Here is a 24911-nt window from a genome sequence, read left to right as displayed (position 1 = left end):
GGTGGCGGACCAGGACACGAAGGCCCAGGACAACGGCGGCGGCCTGCTCTCCAAGCTGCCGATCGACCGGTTCTCCGACGAGCTCGGGGGCATGGTCAAGGCGATCGGCAGCAAGGCCGTGTCCTCCGCGGAGGACCGGATCGGCGACCTCACCGACCGGCTGACCGACTTCACCGAGGGCGGCGGCGTGAGGAGCCGGGCCGTCAAGGAGGGGGCCAAGGCCGCTGCGAAGGGCGACTCCCCGGTGATGGGCGCCCTCAAGGGCGGCGCCAAGGGCATGGTCGACAAGGCCAAGGAGGCCTTCACCGGCGGCGGAGGTGGTGGCGGCGGCAAGGGCACCAAGGTCACCAACATCATCGAGGAGATCGACATCGGCCTGCCGCTGCGGGTGGTCTACAACCAGTGGACCGAGTTCCAGGAGTTCCCCAGCTACATGAAGAAGGTCGAGGCGGTCGAGCAGATCGAGGACGACAAGATCAAGTGGAAGGCCCAGGTCTGGTGGTCCCACCGGACCTGGGAGTCCACGATCCTCGAGCAGGTCCCCGACTCCCGGATCGTGTGGCGCTCCAGCGGCCAGAAGGGGTATGCCGACGGCGCGGTCACCTTCCACGAGCTGGCTCCCGAGCTGACCCGCGTCCTGCTGGTGCTCGAGTACCACCCGCAGGGACTGTTCGAGCGCACCGGCAACATCTGGCGCGCCGTCGGCCGCCGGACTCGACTGGAGTTCAAGCACTTCCGTCGCCACGCGATGACCGAGACCATCCTGCACCCCGACGAGGTCGAGGGCTGGCGCGGCGAGATCCGCGACGGCGAGGTCGTCAAGACCCACGAGGAGGCCCTCGAGGAGGAGCGCGAGCAGCAGGAGCGCGAGGAGGGCTACGAGGGCGAGGAGGGCGACGAAGGCCCCGAGGACGAGTACGAGGAGGGCGAAGAGGAAGAGGAGCCCGAGGAGGGCGAAGAGGAAGAGGAGGAGCCCGAGGAGGAGTACGAGGGCGAAGAGGACGAGTACGAGGAGGAGGAGCCCGAAGAGGGCGAGGAGGAGTACGAGGACGAGGGGGACGAGGAGCCCGAGGACGCGTACGACGAGGAGGAGTACGAGGACGAGGGCGAGGAAGCCGAGGAGTACGAGGACGAGGGCGAGGAGCCTGAGGACGCGTATGACGAGGAGGAACCCGAGGAGGAGTACGACGAGGACGAGGAGCCCGAGGAGGAGCCCCCGCCCCGCGCGTCCCGCCGCCGCAGCCAGACCGCCACCAGGAGGCGTTGAGCAGCCATGACCGTCGCAACCACCCCTCGCAACCAGGGCGGCTACCTCAGCCGGCCCTCCCCCAGCGGCCTTGCCGACGTCCTCGACATCATCCTCGACAAGGGCATCGTCATCGACGCCTACGTCCGGGTGTCACTGGTCGGCATCGAGATCCTCACCGTCGACGCCCGCATCGTCATCGCCAGCGTCGACACCTACCTGCGGTTCGCCGAGGCCACCAACCGGCTCGACCTCTACCAGCATGGCGGGCAGACCCTGCCTGAGGTCGTCGAGGACATGGGCTCCAGCGCTGCCAGCGCGAAGACCGAAGGCGTGATCTCGGGCGCCAAGAAGGCCATCACCGGCCGCAAGTCAGACAACGAGGAGGAGCGGCCCCGGCGAGCTCGGCAGACCTCCTCCAGCCGCACCCGGCGGCGGGCTGAGTGACCACGCGGGCCGCGGTGGGCCGACGCACCTCGGGCGGGCACGTCGAGCCCGAGGGACCGTGGTACGTCTACGGCGTCGCCGGTTCCGGTCTGGACCCCGCCGCCCTGAAGGACGTCGAGGGCATCGGGAGCAACGGCCCCACCGTCGTGGAGCACCTGGGTCTGGCGGCGGTCGTGGAGCTCCTCGACGAGGGCGCCCCCGCGGGAGCCCGGCGGAGCCTGATGGCCCACTACCGCGTGCTCAACGCCGTCTCGGGCCATGCGGCGGTGCTGCCGTTGCGGTTCGGCACCGTCCTCGAGGACCCGGAGGCAGTGCGTACGGTGCTGCTCGCGCCGCAGCAGGACGAGCTCGAGGCCACCCTCGCCGCCCTCGTGGGGCACGTCCAGCTGGTGGTGAAGGCCCGCTACGTGGCGGACGCGGTGCTCGCCGAGGTGGTGACTGCGGACCCGAGGATCCGCGAGCTGAATGCCCGCACCCGCGACCTGCCCGGCGACGCCGCCCACCACGATCGCGTGCGGTTGGGCGAGCTGGTGGCGCAGGCGGTCGAGGCCACCCGGGTCGTGGACCGCGAGCAGCTGGTGGAGGCTTTGCGCCCCCACGCGGTCGACTGGTCGGTACGGGACGGCTCCGGTGTCGAGGGCCTCTGCGACCTGTCCCTGCTCGTGGCGACCGGGCAGCGCGCCACCGTCGAGGCAGCTGCCGCCGAGCTGGCGCGCCCGTGGGCGCACCGGGTGACGCTCCAGGTGCTCGGCCCGATGGCGCCCTTCGACTTCGTCCCGGCAGGCTGAGATGGGTCTGCTGACGGGGCTGCTCACCCTCCCCCTCGCCCCGGTCCGCGGGACCATCTGGGTGGCCGAGCAGGTCCTGCGCCAGGCCGAGCACGAGTACTACGACCCGGGCCGGATCCGCGAACAGCTGGACGAAGTCGACCGCGCCCGGGCCGAGGGCGTCATCGACGAGGACGAAGCGGCCGCCCTCGAGGACGAGCTGGTGGCTCGCCTCCTCGAGGGACGTGACCGCCAGGTGCACGGGGAGGGCTGAGCCATGCCGACACCGAGCAAGCGCACCACCAAGGCGGCGGCCCCGCGCACCAGCTCGCAGGACTCGTCACGCACGGCGACGAAGAAGACGGCGGCAAAACGGACGACGGCAAAGAAGACCGCCGCGAGGAGTACCGGCGCCCGCAGCGCCCCCCGTGACGCCTCGGTCCGGCGGTCGCAGTCCGAGGAGACCCGGACCCCTCGTGAGCCGTCCGGCACCTCCTCCGGCCGCCCCTCCCCCGCCTCGGTCGCCCGCCGCGCCATGGAGCAGCTGTCCGAGCTGACCGGGAAGCCGCCGGAAGGCGTCACGGGGGTGGCGAAGACGGAGGACGGCTGGACCGTCGAGGTCGAGGTCGTCGAGTCACGCCGCATCCCGGACTCCACCGACATCCTCGCCACGTACGAGGTCGAGGTGGACCCGGACGGTGAGCTGACCGGCTACCGCCGCATCCGCCGCTACGCCCGGGGCAGGACCGGCGATGAATGACACCCGCGTCGCCTACCCCCTGACGGGCGCCGGCATCGGCCGGGCGGCGCCCAACGGCGGCACCACGCCGGCCCCCCAACCGGCGAACCTGGCCGACATCCTCGAGCGCGTCCTCGACAAGGGCATCGTCATCGCCGGCGACATCCGCGTGAACCTGCTCGACATCGAGCTGCTGACCGTCAAGATCCGGCTGCTGGTGGTGTCGGTCGACAAGGCCGCCGAGATGGGCATCGACTGGTGGCGCACCGACCCCACCCTGAGCTCCCACGCCTCGGAGCTCCAGCAGGAGAACGCCGAGCTGCGTCGACGCCTCGAGGCCCTGGAGTCGGAGCAGTGACCGGCACGGGCGTCTACCTCTACGGCATCGGCCGGGGGCTGGACCCCGAGGTCCTCGCGGACGTCTCGGGCGTGGCCGGCAGCCCGGTCCGGCTGCTCGACGAGGAGGGCCTCACCGGCGTGGTCAGCACCGTCCCCCTCAGCGACTTCGGCGAGGAGGGCCTGCGCCGCCACCTCGAGGACCTGCGCTGGGTGGAGACGGTGGCCAGGGCGCACAACGCCGTCGTCGAGCGCTGCTTCCCCGCCGGAGCGATCGCCCCGGTCAGCCTCGCCACGGTGTGCTTCGACGACGCCTCGGTGAGGTCACGGATCCGACGCTGGCACGACGAGGTCGACCAGGTCCTGGAGCGCGTCCACGGCCGCAGCGAGGTGGGTGTCAAGGCCTTCGGTACCCCCGCGCTCCCGGCGGACGAACCAGCCCGCGTGGCACCTGCCGCCGCGGGCGGCGAAGGTGCCGGCGCGGCATACCTGCGCCGCCGGCAGGCCGAGACCGACCGCAGCCGCGCGCTGTCCGAGCGCGCGGCCGAGGTCGCGGCGACGCTGCACACCGAGCTGGCCGGCCAAAGCGCCGCGAGCCGGCGGCACCCCCCGCAGGACCCGCGCCTGACCGGGCGCCCCGACATGCTGCTCAACGGTGCCTACCTCGTTGACGACGTTGCGCTCGAGGACTTCGCGCGACTCGTCCACGAGGCGGCGGCACGGTGGCCCGGCGTCGAGGTCGAGCTGACCGGACCCTGGCCGCCGTACTCCTTCGTCACCCTGGACCCGGCATGACCGCGGCGACACAGGCCCCTCCCGCTCCCGCCGGTTCGGTGTCCACCACCCAGCGCGTCGCCCTGGTGGACCTGCTCGACCGGCTGCTCGGGGCCGGCGTGATGCTGTCCGGCGACATCACCATCTCCCTGTCCGGCGTGGACCTCGTCCACATCCGGCTGCACGCCCTCCTGGCGTCGGCCGGGGCGATGCTGCCGGAACAACCGTGACGCAGGAACGCGCGACGATCGCCCAGCGCCTGGAGACCGACGCCGGGTCCGTGGAACGCGACCTGCTGCGGCTGGTGCTGACCGTGGTCGAGCTGGTCCGGCAGCTGATGGAGCGCCAGGCGCTGCGGCGGGTGGCCGACGGCGACCTCACCGAGGAGCAGGTGGAGTCCCTCGGGTTGGGGTTGATGCGCCTCGAGCAGGCGATGACCGAGCTGCGCGGCCGGTACGGCCTCTCCGCCGCCGACCTCAACCTGGACCTCGGGCCCCTGGGGATGCTCCTGGCCGAATGACGTTGTCCCCCAACGATTCCCCACACCGAGTATCCGCGGTCGGTGGCCGCGGATTCGACCGGTCGCCTGCGCGGGACCAGGGCACACCGTCGACGGGCGGCAGGAGCCCGCCCGCCGTCGGCGGTCGGGCTCCTGCCGCGAGGGTGGCCGCGATGGCCTCAGCTGGCCTCGACGGGCAGCTCGTAGACCTGCGGCGTGGGGTGGCCGGCCCGCTCGTGGATCCGCATCACGGCCTCCCGGCTCGGCCCGGTCGACAGGCAGAAGGCCTTGCCGCTGACCGGGTCCAGCCACGCCTGGTCGAAGCTCACTCCTTCCTGCGCCTGGATCTCGAGGTCGCGCCGGTGTGCCTCGTCGAACTGCTCCTGCGTGGCCCCGACGAACCCCTCGTGGATGTCCATGTACCTGGGCATTGGTGCTCCTTACCGTGGTTGCTGACGGCGGTGAAGCCGTCAGGACCCGCCGCTTCGGCGGTCTCGTCCCACTGTCAGCCGACGGGATGCAGCAGGCCATGACCCAGACGCCGCAGCCCTTGACCGGGAGTCCGGACCTGCTCTCCCGCAAGGAGATCCGCGATCCGTTCGAGGTCGTCCCTCGCGTGCTCGACCTCGTGCGGCTGACCGGGGCGATCTTCTTCCGCGCCGACTTCCGGGCGCCCTGGGCCTACACGTCGCCGCCGACGACGGAGCTGGCCGGCGCCCTGCCACCGGGGGCCGGGAGCCTGGTGATGTTCCACATCATCGCCGAGGGGCACGGGTGGGTGGCCCTCGAGAACGGCGGCCGGCACGAGTTCTCCCCCGGCGACGTCGTGGTGATGCCGTACGGCGATGCCCACGGGTTCGGCTCGCGCGAGGCCGCTGACCCGGTGCCGATCACCTCGCTGCTGCCGCCACGCCCCTGGACCGCGTTCCCGTTCATCGACCACGGCGGCGGTGGTGAGCGCACGCAGGTGGTGTGCGGCTACCTGCGCGGCGACGCCGTGCTCTTCGACCCGGTGCTGCGCGCACTCCCGTCGCTGTTCGTCGTACGCCCACCGCACGGACCCGCCGCTGCGTGGGTGCGGGCCAGCGCCGACTACGCCCTGCACGCCTCGCAGTCGGCCAGTCCGGTCCCGTCACTGATGCGCGGTCGGCTTCCCGAGCTGCTGTTCACCGAGGTGCTGCGGCTCTACCTGGCCACGAGCACCGACGCCGACCTCACCGGATGGCTCGCTGCCCTGCGCGACCCTGTGGTCGGTCAGGCGGTGGCCCTGATGCACGCGGACCCGGCGCACGGCTGGACCGTCGGCGAGCTCGCACGGGCGACCACGACGTCGCGGACCGTGCTCGTCGAGCGGTTCCATCAGCTGCTCGGCCAGCCGCCCATCCGCTACCTCACGCAGTGGCGCCTGAACCTGGCCTCTGGTCTGCTGCGCACGTCCGGGCTCGGTGTGGCCGAGGTCGGCGCGAGGGTGGGCTACACCTCCGAGGAGGCGTTCAGCCGCGCGTTCAAGAGGGCGTTGGGGACACCGCCGACCCGGTGGCGCGCCCAGCCACGGTGAGGGCGTCCCCGCCTTGTCATCGTCGTCGGTGGTCAGGTGCATTGGGCATGGTGAGCCGCGAGCTGTCGAATCTTGACGCACCTTTCTGAAGCCAATCACCGGCAGAACGACGCACCGTGATGCAGAATTGGCGAGCCAACGGACACGCGGATCACACAACGTCGAGGGAGTCTCGCTTGGGACCCAGCGGGGGGCAGGTGCGAGGCCCGGTCGATCGTGGCGCTGCGTTGCCGCCTGCGCGGTCCTCCCGGTCCGAGCTGCGCTCACGGTTTGCCGGGACGTCTCCCGCCGTAGGGCTGATCGCCCTCCAGCTCATGCTCTTTGCCGTGTCCGGCATCCTGTTCCACCCGCTCTCGGCCATCGGGGCTGACGCCGCGCACCTGGAGGCAGTCCCTTCCCTGCCGCTGTGGGTGGCGAAGGCGCCCACATCGGCAGGCAAGGGGTCACTCGACCTGCCGACGCGCGATCCCCGTGTGGCCCCGGCAGCCGTGCACGTGCAGGTCGCGCCGACGTCCGTGACCGTGCAGGTCACGGATGCCTCGTTCACGTTTCACCCCCGCGGCCGCGTCACGGCGGTCCGGGTAGCGAAGGCGAAGCGGGTTGTCGGCCCGGCGAGCCACAGCAAGGCCGCACCGGCCCGTCCGACACCGCCGCGCAAGCCATCCCGGCAGGTCCAGGCCCTCGCCTCGGCAACGCAGGGGGCCCATGGGAAGTCGGCCACGTCCGCGACCTCGAGCAGCAAGCCACGCCCCGGGCAGGTCCAGGCGCTCCGCCCCACGACGGCCCAGGGCAAGGCACGAGCCGGCAAGGCCCAACCCGGCAAGGCAGGACCCGGCAACGCGCGGCAGGGCCACCACGGGCGCAGCGGCACCGTGAACATGACCGTGGCTACGGCGCGACACGAGGACAGGCACGGCGCGAAGTCACACCACCGCGACAGCGACGAGCGCCATCGGCACGGGCGCGCAGCGGCGCCGCTCCCCGACGGCGACTCCGCCGATCCGGCGAGCGTCCCTTCCGAGTGACCTGAGAGCATCACGCTCGCGGCGGCCACGGAGGCACCGCGCACGCCTGTTCCGGTGACGGGACCGGGTTGCCTACCATGGCGGTGGTGCTGGTCGGCACCAGCACGTGAGGGGTGCCTGCGAAGGACGGGCCACGCACGCGGGAGGCAGTCATAGCAGAGACGCCGGATGAGGCCCTGGAGAGGCCGGCTTCGCGTGGGGATGGCGTCCTCGAGGCCGTGGTGGAGCGGACGCCCACGGGGGTCCGGGTCACCTTGGTCGGCGACCTGGATGTCGAGACAGCGCCGCAGCTGCACGACGTCGTGACCGAGCTGGGCCCCCACGCAAGCGGGCAGGTGGAGCTGGACCTGTCGCTGCTCGGCTTCCTCGACGTGGCCGGTGCACGAGCCCTCGCGGAGGCCGGTGACGCGGTGCGGTCCTCCGGCGGGCACCTGACCGCGCGTCGCCTCCCTGCCAGGCTCCGGGAGGTGGCAGACAGGCTGGGCCTCGGCCGATACCTTGAGATGGCCCCCGGCGAGGAAAACCGCTAGCCGAGGCGCATATCGGGGCAGCCGGCCCGGATCATCACCTGCCGAGCGATCCGGTCCGACAGAGAGCAGGCGGGCATGGGCGCGGTGAGCGAGCGGGTGCGGCTCCTGGCCACCAACGCTGCTCCCCGGCTGGCCCGCGGCAAGGTGGCGTCGCTCTGCGAGGGCCTGGCGGAGGAGCTGATCGTGGCGGCCGAGCTGCTGACGAGCGAGCTCGTCACGAACGCCGTCATCCACCCGGCCACCGACATGCGGGGCTCCGACCACCCGACCATCACGGTGCACATCCACCGGACCGCAGAGCGCCTCAGGGTCGAGGTGAGCGACCACGACCCCTCACCGGTCCCGACAGCGACCTCGCCACCCAGCCTGATGGAGCACGGCTGGGGGCTGCGCCTCGTCACGGAGCTCGCCACCGACTGGGGCTCCCATTCCCTGTCGGTCGGCGTGGGGAAGACGGTGTGGTTCGAACTCGCGCTGGACAGTACGGGCCAGACCACCTGACACCGAGCGGCCGGTCAGACGAAGAGGTGACGACTCAGCTCGTCAAGAGCCACCGCCAGCGGGATGCGTTCCTGCTCGATCCGCCTGACCCGGTGCCAGTCGGGGGAGACCAGCCGGTGATAGAGCGTGGCCTCCTCCGAGGTCAGGTGCGGCACCGGGCGCGGTGGCCGAGGCCCCAAAGCGTTGCCGTGCGGGTCGACGTTCGTGCCGTAGCGCTCCCACGCCTCGTAGGCGGCCGGGTCCATCAGCAGCGAACGGGCGGGGACACCGGCGGCGCGGAAGCCGTCCAGGATCTCCAGCCCGTCGGCGTCCATGTCACCCCAGTAGAAGACCGCCCCGGCACCGGTGAGCCAGTCGAAGCACGCGGCGGTGCCACCCCCACGGCCCACGCCCTCCACCGCGATGCCACCGGGCAGCGGGAGGAAGTGGATGGCGGTGTCCTTGTTCTCGGAGATCACCACCACGTGAGGCCGGTACGCCGGCTCGACCGCGTCCCCGACGGTGGCCGAGTCGTGCAGCCGGCCACCACCGGCCCGATGGGCCGGGTCCAGGTAGGTGAAGTGCACCCGGGCCGGGTGCCGAGGCAGCAGCCGAAGGTCCTCCACGCCCGCGAGCGAACGCACCAGGTGCTGGTGGGTGTTGAGCCACTTGGCGTGCAGTCCCTCGATCGGCACCTGCCGCGCGGTCAGCCCGGTCGCGTCGTGGCCGGCGAACCAGTCCGCCGCCCGGCACAGCAGGTCGAAGTCGAGGTCGGTGAGGGCGTCCACCTGCGCCAGCACCTTCTCCGGTTGAGCCAGGTGCGGGTACCTCCGGCGCATCACCCCTGCTCGGCTCCGGGCGCGAGCGACCCGACTCGGCCAGACACCGCCGACGAGGTCGGCTGCCTCGTCGACGCCGGACACGAGCACGTGCGTGGGGAGCTCCTGGGAGGTGCCCATGACGCGCCGGTCCTTGACCTGCAGCCGCAGCCCGTGAGCCCCGGCCCATTCCCGCCACTCGCGCACCACGGTGACCGCAGTGGCGAACCCGGCGGCCAGCTCCGTCGCCGACGGCTGCCCGATCGGGAACGCGTGCGGCCAGGTCGAGGTCCCCACGCCGGTCAGCTCGGCCGCCCAGGTGCGGGCCAGGCGCCGCTCGACGTCGGCCAGCACCTGCTGCGGCGTCTTCACGCCTCGGGTCCGGCGGTGACGTCCTTGAGGCGGTGCACGAACGCGTAGTGGGTGACCGTGTTCTTGGTGATGGCCAGCAGCTCGTCCATGTGCGGCTCCAGGGCGGTGACCTTGTCCAGCGGGGCGCCGACGATCAGCTGGAAGCCCAGCCCCTTCCACGCCTCGACGGCGCGGCCGGCGAACTCGGCGTCGGACTTGACGAACCCCTCGTCGAGGAACACCGGGGCGTAGCGGGGCCGGGTGCGCTCGTCGTCACCGAGCCGGAACCGCAGGGCGGCCCCGACGATGAACGCGACCAGCTCCTGGCTCTCCCCGCCGCTCTTGCCGCCCAGCACGGTGTAGGTGCTCAGCAGGCGCCCGTCCGCGCCGTAACGTTCGGCGGTGATCTCCACGTGCCGGCGCACGTCCAGCAGCCGGTCCCGGTCGCCGAGCTCGGCGTTGGCGCGCGGGTCCTCGCGGCGCCGGATCTGGGCCATGAACGCTTGCAGGTCCTTGAACCGGGCCTCCATCTGCGCCTCGGGCAGGTCCCGGGTCGCAGCCGAGGACAGCGTGCGCAGGTCCTTGCGGAACGTGGTCACGTGGTCGGGGCTGAGCCGGCGCAGCTTGATCCGCAGCCGGTCCTGTCCGGCGCCGAACGGCAGGTTCCGCAGGATGTCGTTGATGGGGTGCAAGCGGTCCTCGATGTCCTCGATCGCGGCGTCCATTGCCCCGGACAGCGGGACCAGGTCCTGCCCGCTCCAGTCGGTCAGCCGGCGGCGCCACTCGGCGTGCCGCTGGTGCAGGCCGGTGGCCCGGATGTTCTCCAGGATGCGGGCGTAGTCGGGGTAGGACTCGACCCGCTCCCCCAGGTTCGGGTCCTCCCAGCGGGCCTTGTACTGCGCGAAGGTGCGCTCGAGCTCGGCCTCGGCGCGTTGCGCGTCGCTCTGCGCCGTGGCCAGGCCCTCCCTGAGCCGCTGGACGAGCCTGGCCAGGTTGGTGCCGAAGTCGGCCAGGCTGGCCGGGTCCCCGGGGGCGACCGCGGCCTCGAAGTCCTGATCGAGGCGGGCGGACTGCGCCTCGTCGAGGGCGACGCGGGGGCTGGTCTCGACCCGGTCGATGTCGTCGCTGACCCCGTCCTGCCGGTCGACGAGGTGGCCGTGCTCCTCGTCGAGGGCGCCTTGGCGCTGCTTGAGCCCGTAGACGGTCTCGCGGGCCTGCCGCAGCTGGTGGGTCAGCGCGCCGATGTGCTCCTCCAGCGCCTTGAGCCGGTCGTCGGCGCCAAGGATCTCCTGCCGCCGCGCCTCCAGCTCGCCGATGACCTGCTCCTCCCCCGCGACGTCGATGTCCTCCCACGCGGCGTGCTCCAGGGCCTCATAGGCGGTGCGGAGCCGGTCCAGGGTGTCCCGCTCCGTCTCCACCTCGCGCTGGTCCGTCGTGAGCCGCGCCAGCTCCTTCTCGACCGCGGCCATCGCCTCGTCGAGCTCGGCCAGGGCCTCGGTGTTGCTGAAGCCGATGATGTTGGCGGCCTCCTGCCGCCCGTGGGAGCCGCGGTCGCCCTGCCGGGTCTGGCCGGCCAGGGTGACCCGGTAGCCCTCCCCGCGGAGCTCGTCGGGGGTTTCCACGCACAGCGCGTTGCGCGCCGGGGCCGAGACGTGCTCGTGCACCCAGGCGCTGAACGGGGAGTCCTGGTGGACCAGCTTGCCCGCGACGTGGTCGGGGTCGCCGTGCCGGTCTTGGTGCGGCGCCAGGGTGGCGCGGACGAACGTCAGCCGGCCGCGCAGACGCAGCGGGTCGATCGCGGCGGAGAACGCCTCGAACTGCCCATCCGGGACGAGCAGCTGCCGCGCGGCGCCACCGAGGACGGTCTCGATGGCCGCCCGCCAGCGGCCCTCGTCCGGGGAGACGTCGATCAGCTCGGCCAGGAACGGCAGGTCGGCCGGCGCCACCCCGACCGCGTCGGCCACGGTGCGGCGCAGGTCGTCCAGGTGCTTGGGCACCCGGCCGGAGCGTCCCTCCAGTGAGGCGCGCTCCTCGCGTAGCTCCCGCAGCCGGTGCTCCAGCGGCCACTGCCGCTGCAACAGCGCGTCCCGCCGGGCCTGCACCGCCTCCAGCCTGTCGGCCAGGTCGGCGAGGAAGGCGGCGCCGTCGGTGCGCGCCCGGGTGAATGCCTCGGCCGAGCTGAGGTCGCAGTCCAGCGCGCCGATCCTGGCGACCAGCCGGTCCCGGCGCTCGAGGCGTTGGTCCCGGCGCACCTGGGCCGCCTCGATCTCGCCCGCCAGCCGCTCCAGGGCCGCTCCCCCGCTGTTGCGGTGGTCGTCGCGCGCCTGCTCGAGCTGGGTGTCCAGGTCGCTCTCGCGGGCCCGGGCGCGCAGCAGCTGGTCCGCCGCGGCGGACCGGTCCACGCGGTTCGTATCCACGGCCGCGTCCAGCAGGGCCGCTTCGGTGCGCAGCCGCCACAGGGTGAGCGGCGTGTCCCCGTCCCGGTTGAGGCCGAAGGTGTCCAGGGCCTCGATCTCGGCGCGGGCGCCGGTCAGCTCGGCATACCGGTCGGTGATGGGGGCCAGCAGGTCCGCCTTGGCCTGCTCGGTCTGCATCGCCAGGTAGGCGGCCTCGAGGTCGTCGAAGTGCTCGATAGCGCGGTCGGCCGCGGCGAACGTGGCCGGCCGCTCCAGGACCATCTCCTTGTAGAGCTCGTCCACGGTGCGGATCTGGTGGCCGGACTGGATGCGCACCAGCAGGCGCAGGGCCTTGGCGCCGTCGCCGTTGGCGCCGATGCCCAGCCGGGTGTGCAGCGTGTGCGCGAACGCGGAGTAGGTGTCGTAGGTGCGCAGGCCCGGGAAGGCGGACCGCAGCGCCTTGGGCGCGAACGTCTCCTCGACGGCCACGCCCAGCTCGGCCAGGTCCAGCCGCCCCTCGTGGGTGGCCATGCGCATGGTGATCTCGCCGGTGCGGGTGGCGCGCGCGGGGACGTAGTAGACGCGCAGGGCGGTGAACCGGTGGCCGTGGTCGTTGACGAAGGTCATCCCGACCGCGCCCCAGGTGGCGGCGCCCTTGCCCCGCAGGACCTGGTCGACCTCGCGACCGTGGCGGTCGGTGGTGGTGTCCACCTTGCCGCGCAGGTAGCTGAGCAGGTTGCGCTGGTCGGCACCGCGGGCGCGGCCGGCGACCGCGTCGTTGGACGCTCCGTTGAACGGGGTGTCCGAGGGCATCATCAGGGCGATGTAGGCGTCCAGCAGGGTGCTCTTGCCGGTGCCGGAGGCGCCGGAGATGAGGGTGGCGCCCGGGTGGAAGTCGAACTCGACCCTGCCCTCGAACCCGCCCCAGTTGACCAGCTGGAACGTCTCGGCCTTCCACTGCAGGGTGCCCTCCGTGGCGCCGTCCAGGTAGAACAGCGGCATGCCGGCGGTGCCGTGCCCGGCGCCGCGCGGCCGGTCCGGATCCTCGCCGTCCAACTCGCCGTCGAGCTGGTCGTCGTCGATCTCGTCGTCCAGCACGTCGGCGGTGGGGTCGACGTCCAGGTCCTCGAAGGTGGTCATCGGTTCACAGCTCGCTCTCGTCAGGGTCGGCCGTCCCGGCGGAGGCACCGGCCTCCGCGTCTGCGTCCGCGTCCGCAGTGCCGAGGCCCTCGGCGGCGGCGGGTGTGGCCGCTGAGGTGGCGTTCTGCTCCTGCAGCCAGCGCAGCAGCTCGGTCAGTCGGGGCAGGGGCAGCAGCACCTCGATGGCGTTGCTGATCTCGAAACGCTCGTCGGTGCTGGCCCCGACCAGCAACCCGGTGCGGTGGACCGCCTCGACGGCGCGCTCGGCCCGGCGGGCGTCGCCGGACTCGTCGGTGGCGTGTTCGGGCCGGTGCTGGGCGATGAACGCCAGGATGTCGTCCTTGTCGACGAAGGCGCGCCGGGCGCCGGTCGCCTGCTCGCGGCGGTAGCGGGAGCGCAGGTAGACCAGGGCGATGGTCTCCTCCCGGCTCCAGGCCGCGTCGTAGAGCAGGGTGGGGAACCGGCCGCCGCCCTCGGGCAGCACCTGCCGCTTGAGGGCCACCTCGCGGTCGCGATCCAGGTGCAGCTCGAGGAACAGGTCGTTGAGCCGGGCCCGGATGGGGCGCGGGTTGGCCACCAGGGCGCGCCACTCCCGGGGGTGCGTGGCGTTGCTGATGAACCGCTGCTTGAGCAGCGCCACCAGCGCCTTGCGCTGGGCCAGCTCGAGACCACCCTCGTCCCCCTCGAACAGCGCGACGGTGGACGTGACCTCACGCTCGGGGTCGTCCTCCTCCTGCAGGTCCGGCATGGGCTCGAACGCGCCCTCGTCCTCGTCGGCAGGGCGCGCCCGGAGGTCCTCGGGGGGCGCGTCGGCAGGGGTGGTGGGGCTGCTCATCGGGGCTCCTGCGGGCGGCCGGCGGCCGGCTCGGGGGTGGACGGGACGGGGGTCAGCCGGGGCACGGCCAGGTCGCGGGCGCTGCCGTCGGGGCGGACCGCGGCGTAGACCTCGGTGTCCCCGTGCCGGGCCAACCCGGCGCCGTTGGTGGCCAGCTGCAGCAGGCCGAAGATCTCCACCGGACGACGCAACGCCGGGTCGAGGGAGTCGAACAGGACGCCCAGGGACTCCAGCGGTGCCGCGCTGGTCAGGGCCCCGGCCAGTGCGTCCCGCAGCGAGCCCATCGACGGGCCGCCCTGGGCCAGCAGCTGGTGCAGGGACAGGTCGACGGGGCGCTGGTCGCTCACGTCGTTCAGCCCCGGAGGGGCGGTGTCGCCCTCGGGGTCGTGGAACCGCTCCCGGAGGTGGTTGACGTCGACCCGTGGCGGCAGCAGCGGCAGGTCGACGACAGCGCGCGGCCCGGCGCTGCGCATCCAGGTGGCCAGCTCGGCGTCGACGGCGCGCAGGGTGGCGTCCAGCTCCCGGTCGTGGTCCGCGTCGTGCGTGACGATGTACTCGCGCAGCGTGGCGGTGACCCGGTTGCGCTGGGCGAGCACCTCATCCAGTCCGCGGCGGATCAGGGCGACGGTGCCGTGCAGCTCGCGCCGGTCGGCGTCGTTGAGGATCGTCCCGGCCATCGGGTGCTCGAGCAGGGCGCCGAGGTCCTCGCGCAGCTGGAGCAGCAGCCCGTCGTCGCGCAGCAGCGTGACCGCCCCTTCGAACGCGCGGCCCTCGGCCGTGGCGGTCATGACGTGGTCGGCCTGCTGGAGGTACTGGTCGACGACCTCGCCGGCGGGTCGGTTCTCGGCACGGAATGAGGCCAGGACCTCCCCGCGCAGCCGGGCGAAGGACTCCTCGACCCGCGCGAAGTCGCTGGGCAGGCCGCCGACCAGGGCGAGCAGCTCCCCGAATCCTTCGAGGAGGTACTCGGCCGAGGGTTGGGCCAGCTCGCCGCCGGAGCACAGGCGGTCCCGCTCCTCGCTGAGTCGGGCGATCTCGGCGTCGAGGATGGACACCCGGGCCTCCCGGTCGGGGTTCACCTCGGTGTTGAACCGGCGCACCGCGTTGAGGATGGTGGTGATCCGGTGCTCGGAGAGGCTGGCCCGCTCGCGGGTGAGGCTCTTGACCAGGTTCAGGGCGTCCTGGGCATGCGAGGTGAGGGCGTAGACCTCGGTGCCCTCGTCGTCGGTGGTGCGCACCAGCCACCGGCCGCGCATCCAGCGCAGGCAAAGGTCCCTGCCGGTGCCGGTGGGCAGGTCGGTGATGCCGGCGTGGCGCAGCTCGGTCAGGTAGGTGTCGACCTGGTCGTGCAGCCGCGCGGCGGGGACGGTGCGGGCGTCGCGACCGAAGGAGGTGCGGAAGACGGCGATGATGACCGGCGCCTGGCGCTGGTGCAGCAAGGTCAGCGTGGGTTGCCCGAAGGCTCCGCGGACACGGGCCAGCTGGCCGGCGATGTCACTCACTGCACTGCTCCTTTGCCGATGTCGCCGGGCCACCCTGTCACCCGGCTCCGCCCCGGTGCACTGAGGGGCTGCGGCGGGCGTCGCCGCCTCACCCCGGCGCTGAGGAGGATAGAGGTGGCCGGAGACTGCAAGGACCCCGACCGCTACCGCACGGTCGGGTCAGGAACGCCTTGCTGGGGGCTCCTGGACAGAGGCAGGTGCGTGGCTGGCCGACCCGGTGCGCCACAGCCCGCCGAAAAGGGCGGCCAGCAGGGAACCTTTTGTTCCGTAGTGCGCTGAAGTGTGTCTTGTCGCGGTTCATTTCCCGCTTGCGGCCTGAGTGGACGACGACGATTCGTCCCGGTTCTTGTATCGCCATCCATCGCCATTGTCAGCAAATCCGTGAGCTGAGAGCCTTCGTGAAAATGCCGTAAAGAATGGCGGGCTTGGCGTGGCCTGGCGGCCAGTCGGGGTAGTCGGGGATACGAGCGAAGCGCAGTTTCGTCGTCGAGCGATCAGTACATGTGACCTCTCACTCGTTTGCTCGCTGGGCGGCATTCAGGGCCTCTTGGAGGGTCATGCCGTCCAAGGACGACGGGCTGATCTTCTCGTGGGCAATGGCGTGGATCAGCGGCCTCAGGAGGCGCAGCTCGTCCTCCCGCCCGGTCCGGATGGCGTTGGCGATGCGGGTCCGTAGCGAGAACCGATCCGCCGCCCCGGTCATACCGGCGCGGCTGCGGTACCGACGCGGACAGTGCCAGCGCTGGAGTGATGGACCATCCGGGCGACCTGTCGGTCGGTCTTTCCCTCGATGTCGGTCAGTCGCAGCGTGCCATCGAGAAGGCCCGCAGCGACGCGACGCACCAGCAGGTCATGCTCAGGCTTCGAGAACTGAAAGAGGTGCATGGTCGGCTCCCCGTCGGTCTGCGGTGCGCTCTCTGGTCGCCCCTGCAGCCAATTAACGCCGGCCAATCTAGGCGGGTTACGCATTCGGTGGCGTCCTCAGGACCTCCAGAATTGAACCGCCCGAAATGTCGATGCCAAAACACTTCATGTCGGACAATTCGCTCGACCTTTTACCGAACCCGGGGGGGAGCCGACTGTCGGCGCACACCCTCGTCCCGAATGCGCCTGACGTACGGGCCTCGGTTACTGCTGGTTGCCGCCGAAGATGGCGGCAGCCTCTTTGAGTCCATAGATGACGATGACGAAGCCGGCGGCCGGGTCTGCCCACCACGCGCCGATGAGGGCGTTGAGGACGAGGCCGAGGAGGACCGCAACGGCGAGGATCCCGTCGACGAGGGTGACCTTGCCTTCGGTTGTCAGGACGGGATTGCCCAGGGCCGCCCCTGTCCGGGCCTTCCCGGCAGCAAGGGTGAACATGACCGCGGCGGTGATGGCCGTCCAGGCGATGCCAAGGGGGCTGTGGTGTGGGTGGAATCCGGTGGCCAGAACGATCACGGACTGGGCCGTGATGTAGACCGACAGGGCGATGAACCCGGCGCCGATCAGCCGCAGTGCCCGCCGCTGCCGTTCCACTCCGGTGCCGGCGAGCTCCCAGAGCACGACCGTGGAGGCTCCGATCTCGATCAGGCTGTCCAGGCCGAAGCCGGCAAGCGCCACTGATCGCGCCTGAACAGCGGCCACGGCGAGGATCGCGATGCCAAGGACGTTCCAGCCGAGCGTGACGCGCTCGAGCAGCACGCCTCGACGGAGGAGGAGGTCCGTGGACGCGACAGGTGCCATCACGGGCGCCATGGTCGCAGGTCGGATTCTGTTGCCGTGCCCGTGGGACCTCCGGCTGTTGTTGGCCGGGATGCCGGTGCATGTGGTCGCCGAGCGACTGGGCCATGCGGACCCTCGATCACGCTCCGCGTGAACGCCCACGTGATCCGCCAGCACGCCGCCGGGGTGGCTGACGTCTTTGCGTCGGTCGTGCAGTCGGGGCCGACCCTGCGCTGGTGAGCGAGGACCCCGAGGTGCCCTCGAAAGGCCCGGACGAGGGCTCCATTGAGGGGTCGTGTCAGCAGAAGCGTCAGCAGCCGACCCCCGGAGACAGCAAGAGCCCCGACCGTGTGGAAGCGGCCGGGGCTCTTTCTTCTGTCTCAACACAGAGTGCGCCCGAAGGGATTCGAACCCCTAACCTTTTGATCCGTAGTCAAATGCTCTATCCGTTGAGCTACGGGCGCCTGCTGCTCTCCGGACGTGTCCGGCGCAACGGGAGATGAGAATACCCGAGCGTGACCGTGGCGCGAAATCGCGCCCTCGCGCGGCCCTCGGCAGCACCCTCCCGCAACCCTCGGCAGCCCCCTCCCGCGACCCTTGGCAGCACCCTCCCCCACCCGTCGACAAGCCCCCTCCGCCGACCCTCGCCGACCCTCACCCGCGCAACGACGGACCGCCCGGTGGGCCCACCGACGGACCCGCCGGTGACGCGCCCGACGACCCCGCCACCCGGCATACCGGGCGGGTGCGGGACAGGGCCGAACGGCCCGGGTCCCCTGTGGAATTTGCAGCCATCTCGTCGGTTTCTTGCAGTTCGTTGCAAGAACTTGACAGACGGCCGCACTTTGTGAGCGGTTTCACGAGCACTGGTGAAAGGCGACGGTTCCGCCCGGTGGTGGCCCGGGCGTACCTTGGCAACCACAAGCGCGTTCACATCGTGGACACCATGTCGCCATCTCCACCCGGGGGCTGCATCCAGCGTCGCCCGACGAGGGGCGACGAGGAGCCCGCAGGACGCACCACTGCAACTGACGCACGCGGCCAGCACGCGGCCGCCGCGCGAAAGGGATGGCCCGATCTCATGACGACTGAGACGACCACAGCAACCCCCGCCACGGCCACGCCTGGCACCGAGATCCCGAGTGACGGCAGCACCACGCACGCCCGTCTCGCGTCCTGGGTTGCTGAGGTTGCCGCCCTCACCACCCCGGACCGCATCCACTGGGTCACCGGGTCGGACGAGGAGTGGAAGGCGCTGACCGACGAGCTCGTCGCCGTCGGCACCTTCACCCGGCTCAACGAGGACCTCAAGCCCAACTCGTTCCACTGCGCCTCCGACCCCAGCGACGTCGCGCGGGTCGAGGACCGGACCTACATCTGCTCCCTCGAGGAGAAGGACGCCGGCCCCACCAACAACTGGATGGCGCCGGACCAGATGAAGGCGATCATGACCGACCTCTACCGGGGGTCGATGAAGGGCCGCACCCTCTACGTCATCCCGTTCGTCATGGGCCACCTCAACGCCGAGAAGCCGATGTTCGGCGTGGAGATCACCGACTCCGCCTACGTCGTCGCCTCGATGCGCGTCATGGCCCGCATCGGCTCCTCGGTCCTCAAGCGGATCGAGGAGCTCGACGCCGACTTCGTCCCCGCGCTGCACTCCGTGGGCGCCCCGCTCGAGCCGGGCCAGAAGGACGTCGCGTGGCCGTGCAGCGACACCAAGTACATCGTGCAGTTCCCCGAGGAGCGGATGATCTGGAGCTACGGCTCCGGCTACGGCGGCAACGCCCTGCTCGGCAAGAAGTGCTACTCCCTGCGCATCGCCAGCGTGATGGCCCGCGACGAGGGCTGGCTGGCCGAGCACATGCTCATCCTCAAGCTCACCTCGCCCGAGGGCACGGTCAAGTACATCGCCGCCGCGTTCCCGAGCGCCTGCGGCAAGACCAACCTGGCCATGCTCGAGCCGACGATCCCCGGCTGGAAGGTCGAGACCCTCGGCGACGACATCGCCTGGATGAAGTTCGGCAAGGACGGCCGCCTCTACGCCGTCAACCCCGAGTTCGGCCTGTTCGGCGTCGCGCCGGGCACCGGCTGGGACACCAACCCCAACGCGATGCGCACCATCGCCAAGGGCAACTCGGTCTTCACCAACGTCGCGCTCACCGACGACGGCGACATCTGGTGGGAGGGCATGACCGAGGAGCCGCCGGCGCACCTGACCGACTGGAAGGGCCGCGACTGGACGCCGGAGTCCTCCGAGCCCAGCAGCCACCCGAACTCCCGCTTCTGCACCCCGATCTCGCAGTGCCCGATCCTGGCGCCGGAGTACGACGACCCGCAGGGCGTGCCGATCTCGGCGATCCTGTTCGGTGGCCGCCGCAAGACGACCATCCCGCTGGTCACCGAGGCCCGCGACTGGGTCCACGGCACGTTCATGGGCGCCACCCTCTCCTCCGAGACCACCGCGGCCGCCACCGGCGCCGTGGGCGTCGTCCGCCGCGACCCGATGGCGATGCTGCCCTTCATCGGCTACAACGCCGGCGACTACTTCAACCACTGGATCAAGGTCGGCAAGGACGCGGACGCGGCCAAGCTGCCCAAGATCTTCTACGTCAACTGGTTCCGTCGCGACGCCGACGGCGGCTTCGTGTGGCCGGGCTTCGGCGAGAACTCCCGCGTCCTGAAGTGGGTCGTGGAGCGCCTCGAGGGCACCGCGGCCGCGGTCGAGACCCCGATCGGCCACGTGCCGACCCCGGAGTCCCTCGACACCGAGGGCCTGGACATGACCGAGGAGCAGCTGCGGATCGCCCTCAACGTCGACGCCGACGAGTGGGCCGCCGAGATCCCGCAGATCCAGGAGTGGTTCGACAAGTTCGGCCCGACCCTGCCCACGACGCTGTGGACCGAGCTCGACGGCCTGAAGGCGCGCCTCGGCGTGAAGTGAGCCTGACCGGTATGCCGGCTGGCCGGCATACCGCAGGAAAGGCCCGGGACCCCAAGGGTTCCGGGCCTTTCCCGTCCCACCCGGTATGCCGGGCCGGTCGCCGCCCAGCATGATGGCCGGGTCCGCCCCCCACCGAAGGAGCGTCATGACCGACAGCACCGGGGTCGTCTTCCCCGAGGTCGACGGGACCCGCAGCACCTCGGCGCTGGGCCGGGCGGTGGTCGCGGATGCGTTGCGCCCCGTGGACCCTGTCGGTGCCCGCGCCGCCGACCAGGAGACCAGCTGGCGCCACGGCTACGTGCCGCACTTCCGCCGGCTGGTCGAGGCGGGGCTGCTCTCCCCCGACGCAGCCCGCACGATCGCGGCCGCAGGGCTGGACTCCCTGCACCGGCGGATGCGGCTGCGGCTGCCGGACGGCGAGGAGGTCGGCCTGGCCGAGGCGTTCACGGCGGGCAGCGCGCGCCTGCCGGGGGCCGAGGGCGAGGCGCTGGGCACCGAGGTGGTCGAGGGCCACGGCCAGCCGGTGCGCGAGCTCGTCCTGCCCTGGCACGGGGAGCGGTTGCGCGGGGAGGACCTGCTGCGGCGGCTGGAGGCGTGGGAGACCGCCGGGGTGCTCGAGCCCAGCGCCGCCGAGGCGGTCCGGACCGTGGCGGCCAACCCCGACTGGCTGGACCTGTCCGACCAGAGCCTGGTCGTCCTCGGCGCCGGCTCCGAGATGGGGCCGCTGCGGGCCGTCCTGTCATGGGGTGGTGACGTCGTCGGGGTGGACCTGCCCCGACCCGAGGTGTGGACCCGGCTGCGCGAGCTGACCGAACGCTCCGCCGGGCGCCTGCGGGTCCCGGCGCCGGTCGCGACCGACGCGCGCCCGCTCGAGCAGCGCGCCGGGGCCGACCTGGTCCACCGGCTTCCCCAGGTCGCCGACTGGCTGGCCGGCATCGAGGGCCGACTGGTGCTCGGCAACTACGTCTACGCCGACGGCGCGACCAACGTGCGCGTGGCCATGGCCGTCGACGCGCTGACCGTGGAGCTCCAGCGGCGCCGGGACGACGTCGCGCTGGCGTTCCTCGCGACGCCGACCGACGTCTTCGCCGTGCCGGGCGAGGCCGTCGCCCAGTCCACCTGGGCCTACGAGCACGCCGGCGCCAGGACGCTGCTGCGCCAGCCGCTGCGCGTGCTCAGCGGGGGCCGCCTGCTGCGCCGCAACTACGCCCCGGGGGCCGACCCGGGCATCAACGACAGCCTGGTGCCGCAGCAGGGACCCAACTACGCCCTCGCCAAGCGGCTCCAGCGCTGGCGCGCCACGACCGCACGGGCGGCCGGCGCGACGGTCTCGCTCAAGGTCGCCCCGCCGACCCGGACGCGCTCGGTGGTCAAGAACCGTGCGCTCGCGGCGGCCTACGCCGGCGCCCACCGGTTCGGCATCGAGGTCTTCGAGCCGGCGACGAGCAACGTGCTCATGGCCGCCCTGCTCGTGCACGACCTGCGCGCGGGCACACCAACGCACGAGCATCCATGGCAGGACGAGGCGTTCGGCGCCGTCCCGGGCGGACTGTGGCGCGGACCTTACGAGCCGCGCAGCGCGCTGGGGCTGGCGGTCGTCCTCGGGCTGGGGTCCGTGCGCGGCTGAGGGTCCGCGGCCACCACCACCCGCTGGGATGCCGGCGGGCGGACGCTGCCGCCGCAGACCGGCAGCACCCCGAGGTCCTTGTATGCCGTGTGCCGCACCAGCCGCACGCGCCTGGCCCGGCGGGGCTGGCGTGCGCGCAGCCACTGCCGGGGGCTCATGTCGTCCGCCCCGTGCTCGGGTCGGTCTGGCCCTGCGGGTCCTGACCCGGCACGCCCTGTGGCAGCTGCCCACCCTGCTGGAGCTGGCCGCCCTGGCCTTGCGGCAGCTGCCCACCCGGGAACTGCCCGCCCTGCTGTCCACCGGGGAGCTGCCCGCCCTGCTGACCGCCAGGGAAATGGCCACCGTGGCCGCGAGGCCCGAACTGCCCGCCCTGCCGGCCACCGGGGAACTGGCCCCCGCCCGGCCCGGACCGGGTCTGGCTCTGGTCGCCGATCGCCGCGGCCGCGCCGACGGCGCCGACCGAGGCGAAGCCGATCGCGAGCGCCGCGGCGATGGCGGTCTTCTTGCCAGACCACACCGGCGGCTGGACAGCCGGCGGCGGGGGCGCGGCGGAGTCCGGCTGCACGTCCACCGGAGGCCGGACCTCCGTGGGAGCGGCCGCGGCCGGTGAGGCACCCTGCGGTGAGGCGACCGTGGGAGCCGGCGGACCGGCATACTCCGGCCCGGTGGGCGGCCCCGCCAGGGGGCGGCCAGGGTGGGCCGGCAGGTCCTGGGTGGGGCTGACCACCCAGGGGGTCTGGGGGGAGGGTGCGCTCATGGTCGGTCTCCTCGGTGGGAAGGTCGTCGCCGACGAGACTGGGCAGCAGGGCTGTGCCGATGCTGTGGCCGCCGTATCGGTTGGCTGAGACCCCACCACAGAGCGTTCACAGGGTTTGTACAGGAAGACCCGATGCTGTCTTCAGGTCCGGGCGCAAAACTCGCTCCCATGAGCCAGTCGACTGTCCGCCCCGCCTCCGCCCCGCTGCGCCGCATCGACGGCTCACCTGTGCGTGTCCTCGTCGTCGACGACGAGAACAACCTGACCGAGCTGCTCAGCATGGCGCTGCGCTACGAGGGCTGGGAGGTGCGCTCGGCCGGCAGCGGCATGGCCGCCGTCCGGGCCGCCCGGGACTTCCAGCCCGACGCCGTCGCCCTCGACATGATGCTGCCCGACTTCGACGGCATGGAGGTGCTGCGCCGCATGCGCGCGGACAATCCCACCGTGCCGGTGCTCTTCCTGACCGCCCGCGACGCCGTCGAGGACCGGGTCGCCGGGCTGACCGCCGGTGGCGACGACTACGTCACCAAGCCGTTCAGCCTCGAGGAGGTCGTGGCCCGGCTGCGCGCACTGATGCGCCGCACCGCCGTCATGGCCGAGGACTCCAGCTCCCTGCTGACCGTCGGCGACCTGGTGATGGACGAGGACAGCCACGAGGTCAGCCGCGGCGGCGAGCAGATCAACCTCACCGCCACCGAGTTCGAGCTGCTGCGCTACCTCATGCGCAACCCCAAGCGCGTGCTGTCCAAGGCCCAGATCCTCGACCGCGTGTGGAACTACGACTTCGGCGGCCAGGCCAACGTCGTCGAGCTCTACATCTCCTACCTGCGCAAGAAGATCGACGTCGGCCGCCCGCCGATGATCCACACGATGCGCGGCGTGGGCTACGTGCTCAAGCCCGCGACCTGAGCCAGAGTCGTCCCATGAGCCGCCCCGCGTGGATGCGCCCGGCGACGTGGACCCTGCGCTCCAAGCTGGTCGCCTCGACCGTTGCCCTCTTCCTCGCGATCACCGTCGCCACCGGCGTGGTCACCGTGCTGGCGCTCAACGGGTTCCTCATGGGCCAGCTCGACGACCAGCTCAACGCCCAGGCGCACCGCGTCTCCGACGGCCGCGGCGGGGACGACCGGCCGGGCCCGACCCCCCGGCCGAGCGCCGGCGCGCTGCCCCCTGGGCTCGGCGGCGGCTTCGTCCACGTCGACATCACCGGGGCCGTCGTCACCGACAACGTCGTCGTCAGTCCCACCGAGGGCACGGACCAGCTGACCTCGGCCCAGCTCGTCCGCCTCGAGCAGGCCGGCCTCAGCGACCGGCCGACCACCGTCGACCTCGGCGGCGGCACGGGCAGCTACCGGCTCGTCGCCACCCGCACCCTCGACGGCCGCATCGTCATCACCGGCCTGCCGGTCGGGCCGCTCCGCGAGACCGTCATGCGCCTCTCGCTGATCATCGCCGTCGCCACCGCCTTCGGGCTGGTGGCAGTCGCGGGCGCCGGGCGGTGGCTGGTGCGCCGCAACCTGCTTCCCCTGGAGCGGGTCGCCGCCACCGCCACCAAGGTCTCGCACCTGCCGCTGGACTCCGGCGCCGTCGCCCTCGCCGAGCGCGTGCCCGCGAAGTTCACCGACGAGCGCACCGAGGTCGGCCAGGTCGGCTCGGCGCTCAACGGCCTGCTCGACCACATGCGCGACGCCCTCAACGCCCGCCACGAGAGCGAGACGCGCGTGCGGCAGTTCGTCGCCGACGCCAGCCACGAGCTCCGGACGCCCCTGGCGTCCATCCGCGGGTATGCCGAGCTGTCCCGTCGCGCGCCCGAGCCGGTGCCGCCGTCGGTCGCCCACGCCCTCGGACGCGTGGAGTCCGAGGCCGAGCGGATGTCGGCACTGGTCGAGGACCTGCTGCTGCTGGCCCGGCTGGACGCCGGCCGGCCGCTGGAGCAGGAGCCGGTCGACCTGACCCGCCTCGTGGTCGACGCCGTCAGCGACGCCCACGCGGCCGGGCCCGACCACGTCTGGCAGCTCGACGTGCCCGAGGAGTCGGTCCACGTCTGCGGCGACTCCGCGCGACTGCACCAGATCGTCGCGAACCTCCTGGCCAACGCCCGCACCCACACCCCGCCCGGGACCACGGTGCGCACCAAGGTCGCCGAGGAGGCCGGCGAGGTGAGCGTGACCGTCGAGGACGACGGACCGGGCATCCCGGAGGCGTTGCAGCCCAACGTCTTCCAGCGGTTCGCCCGCGGGGAGGCCTCGCGCTCCCGGGCCGCCGGCAGCACCGGGCTCGGCCTGTCGATCGTGCACGCGGTGACCCTGGCCCACGGCGGTCGGGTCGACCTGTCGAGCCAGCCCGGCCGCACGACGTTCCGCGTCGCCCTCCCGGCTCACTAGGCCACCTCAGCCACCTCACAGGGACGGCACAGCGCCGGCTCCGAGAGTCGAC

26 protein-coding genes and 1 tRNA gene are annotated in these 24911 nt (G+C 72.1%); 17 read left to right on the top strand and 10 right to left on the bottom strand.

The genetic code is table 11. The annotated features are described in order from the left end of the window. Position 1: 1 nt before the first annotated feature. Genes AC3ANM_RS12295 through AC3ANM_RS12255 form a run of 9 tightly spaced genes read left to right on the top strand, consistent with a single transcriptional unit; the run spans position 2 to position 4829 of the window. A complete protein-coding gene (locus AC3ANM_RS12295; protein WP_488284701.1) occupies positions 2-1267 on the top strand; it encodes an SRPBCC family protein in 1266 nt (421 codons plus the stop codon). A 6-nt stretch (positions 1268-1273) separates the two neighbouring features. Beyond that, positions 1274-1693 (top strand): gas vesicle protein GvpJ, encoded by a 420-nt coding sequence (gene gvpJ, locus AC3ANM_RS12290; protein WP_488284700.1) that lies wholly within the window; start codon positions 1274-1276, stop codon positions 1691-1693. Between the two features lie 14 nt (positions 1694-1707). After that, positions 1708-2481 (top strand): GvpL/GvpF family gas vesicle protein, encoded by a 774-nt coding sequence (locus AC3ANM_RS12285; protein WP_488284699.1) that lies wholly within the window; start codon positions 1708-1710, stop codon positions 2479-2481. A gap of 1 nt (position 2482) precedes the next feature. Continuing rightward, entirely contained in the window at positions 2483-2734 is a 252-nt protein-coding gene (locus tag AC3ANM_RS12280; protein ID WP_488284698.1) for a gas vesicle protein GvpG, read from the top strand. Between the two features lie 3 nt (positions 2735-2737). Next, entirely contained in the window at positions 2738-3220 is a 483-nt protein-coding gene (locus tag AC3ANM_RS12275) for a gas vesicle protein GvpO (RefSeq protein ID WP_488284697.1), read from the top strand. After that, the gene (locus tag AC3ANM_RS12270; RefSeq protein ID WP_488284696.1) at positions 3213-3557 is read left to right on the top strand and encodes a gas vesicle protein; all 345 of its coding nucleotides are present in this window, start codon (positions 3213-3215) and stop codon (positions 3555-3557) included. The genes AC3ANM_RS12275 and AC3ANM_RS12270 overlap by 8 nt, the downstream gene beginning before the upstream one ends. Beyond that, the gene (locus AC3ANM_RS12265) at positions 3554-4330 is read left to right on the top strand and encodes a GvpL/GvpF family gas vesicle protein (RefSeq protein WP_488284695.1); all 777 of its coding nucleotides are present in this window, start codon (positions 3554-3556) and stop codon (positions 4328-4330) included. The genes AC3ANM_RS12270 and AC3ANM_RS12265 overlap by 4 nt, the downstream gene beginning before the upstream one ends. Next, on the top strand, positions 4327-4539 hold the full coding sequence (locus AC3ANM_RS12260) for a gas vesicle protein (protein ID WP_488284694.1): 213 nt from the start codon (positions 4327-4329) through the stop codon (positions 4537-4539). The genes AC3ANM_RS12265 and AC3ANM_RS12260 overlap by 4 nt, the downstream gene beginning before the upstream one ends. Continuing rightward, a complete protein-coding gene (locus tag AC3ANM_RS12255) occupies positions 4536-4829 on the top strand; it encodes a gas vesicle protein K (protein ID WP_488284693.1) in 294 nt (97 codons plus the stop codon). Before AC3ANM_RS12260 ends, AC3ANM_RS12255 begins: the two co-directional genes overlap by 4 nt. Before the next feature lie 158 nt (positions 4830-4987). Here AC3ANM_RS12255 and AC3ANM_RS12250 read toward each other — a convergent pair whose 3' ends face one another. Further along, entirely contained in the window at positions 4988-5239 is a 252-nt protein-coding gene (locus AC3ANM_RS12250; protein WP_488284692.1) for an SCO4226 family nickel-binding protein, read from the bottom strand. A 98-nt stretch (positions 5240-5337) separates the two neighbouring features. Between AC3ANM_RS12250 and AC3ANM_RS12245 the strand changes: the two genes are divergently transcribed. The 4 genes from AC3ANM_RS12245 to AC3ANM_RS12230 all read left to right on the top strand — a co-directional run bounded on the left by AC3ANM_RS12245 (position 5338) and on the right by AC3ANM_RS12230 (position 8422). Then, positions 5338-6366, top strand: a complete 1029-nt coding sequence (locus AC3ANM_RS12245) for a cupin domain-containing protein (RefSeq protein WP_488284691.1) — start codon at positions 5338-5340, stop codon at positions 6364-6366. 326 nt (positions 6367-6692) lie between these two features. Then, positions 6693-7391 carry a hypothetical protein gene (locus AC3ANM_RS12240; RefSeq protein WP_488284690.1) on the top strand — a complete coding sequence of 233 codons (699 nt, stop codon included), beginning with the start codon at positions 6693-6695 and terminating at the stop codon, positions 7389-7391. Positions 7392-7504: 113 nt separating this feature from the next. After that, positions 7505-7921 (top strand): STAS domain-containing protein, encoded by a 417-nt coding sequence (locus tag AC3ANM_RS12235; protein ID WP_488284689.1) that lies wholly within the window; start codon positions 7505-7507, stop codon positions 7919-7921. A 75-nt stretch (positions 7922-7996) separates the two neighbouring features. After that, complete coding sequence (locus tag AC3ANM_RS12230; RefSeq protein WP_488284688.1) at positions 7997-8422, top strand: ATP-binding protein; 426 nt, start codon at positions 7997-7999, stop codon at positions 8420-8422. Between the two features lie 14 nt (positions 8423-8436). Here the strand turns inward: AC3ANM_RS12230 and AC3ANM_RS12225 are convergent, their stop codons facing one another. The 8 genes from AC3ANM_RS12225 to AC3ANM_RS12190 form a co-directional block, all read right to left on the bottom strand. Further along, positions 8437-9591, bottom strand: a complete 1155-nt coding sequence (locus tag AC3ANM_RS12225; RefSeq protein ID WP_488284687.1) for a Wadjet anti-phage system protein JetD domain-containing protein — start codon at positions 9589-9591, stop codon at positions 8437-8439. Continuing rightward, a complete protein-coding gene (locus tag AC3ANM_RS12220) occupies positions 9588-13106 on the bottom strand; it encodes an ATP-binding protein (protein WP_488284686.1) in 3519 nt (1172 codons plus the stop codon). The genes AC3ANM_RS12225 and AC3ANM_RS12220 overlap by 4 nt, the downstream gene beginning before the upstream one ends. A 4-nt stretch (positions 13107-13110) precedes the next feature. After that, positions 13111-13941: a DUF4194 domain-containing protein gene (locus tag AC3ANM_RS12215; RefSeq protein WP_488284685.1), complete on the bottom strand. Its 831-nt coding sequence runs from the start codon at positions 13939-13941 to the stop codon at positions 13111-13113. Continuing rightward, the gene (locus tag AC3ANM_RS12210) at positions 13938-15443 is read right to left on the bottom strand and encodes a DUF3375 domain-containing protein (RefSeq protein WP_488284684.1); all 1506 of its coding nucleotides are present in this window, start codon (positions 15441-15443) and stop codon (positions 13938-13940) included. Before AC3ANM_RS12210 ends, AC3ANM_RS12215 begins: the two co-directional genes overlap by 4 nt. Positions 15444-15954: 511 nt before the next feature. Next, positions 15955-16146 (bottom strand): hypothetical protein, encoded by a 192-nt coding sequence (locus AC3ANM_RS12205; protein ID WP_488284683.1) that lies wholly within the window; start codon positions 16144-16146, stop codon positions 15955-15957. Beyond that, positions 16143-16328, bottom strand: coding sequence for a hypothetical protein (locus tag AC3ANM_RS12200; RefSeq protein ID WP_488284682.1), 186 nt, complete (start codon positions 16326-16328; stop codon positions 16143-16145). The genes AC3ANM_RS12205 and AC3ANM_RS12200 overlap by 4 nt, the downstream gene beginning before the upstream one ends. A 243-nt stretch (positions 16329-16571) precedes the next feature. Beyond that, complete coding sequence (locus AC3ANM_RS12195) at positions 16572-17126, bottom strand: cation efflux transmembrane domain-containing protein (protein ID WP_488284681.1); 555 nt, start codon at positions 17124-17126, stop codon at positions 16572-16574. 412 nt (positions 17127-17538) lie between these two features. Further along, a tRNA-Arg gene (locus tag AC3ANM_RS12190) sits at positions 17539-17611 on the bottom strand. Between the two features lie 617 nt (positions 17612-18228). On the opposite strand from AC3ANM_RS12190, the gene AC3ANM_RS12185 reads away from it, so the two are divergent. Further along, a complete protein-coding gene (locus AC3ANM_RS12185; RefSeq protein WP_488284680.1) occupies positions 18229-20091 on the top strand; it encodes a phosphoenolpyruvate carboxykinase (GTP) in 1863 nt (620 codons plus the stop codon). A 145-nt stretch (positions 20092-20236) separates the two neighbouring features. Beyond that, a complete protein-coding gene (locus AC3ANM_RS12180; RefSeq protein WP_488284679.1) occupies positions 20237-21718 on the top strand; it encodes a hypothetical protein in 1482 nt (493 codons plus the stop codon). 154 nt (positions 21719-21872) lie between these two features. Here the strand turns inward: AC3ANM_RS12180 and AC3ANM_RS12175 are convergent, their stop codons facing one another. Further along, on the bottom strand, positions 21873-22475 hold the full coding sequence (locus tag AC3ANM_RS12175) for a hypothetical protein (protein ID WP_488284678.1): 603 nt from the start codon (positions 22473-22475) through the stop codon (positions 21873-21875). 168 nt (positions 22476-22643) lie between these two features. On the opposite strand from AC3ANM_RS12175, the gene AC3ANM_RS12170 reads away from it, so the two are divergent. Then, positions 22644-23384, top strand: coding sequence for a response regulator transcription factor (locus tag AC3ANM_RS12170; RefSeq protein ID WP_488284677.1), 741 nt, complete (start codon positions 22644-22646; stop codon positions 23382-23384). 14 nt (positions 23385-23398) lie between these two features. Beyond that, a complete protein-coding gene (locus tag AC3ANM_RS12165) occupies positions 23399-24859 on the top strand; it encodes a sensor histidine kinase (RefSeq protein WP_488284676.1) in 1461 nt (486 codons plus the stop codon). Positions 24860-24911: the final 52 nt, after the last annotated feature.

Source organism: Oryzihumus sp. JJN4-3R, assembly GCF_057747915.1.
Note: the sequence above shows the minus strand (reverse complement) of the source record. Positions and strands in the feature narration are given on the sequence as shown.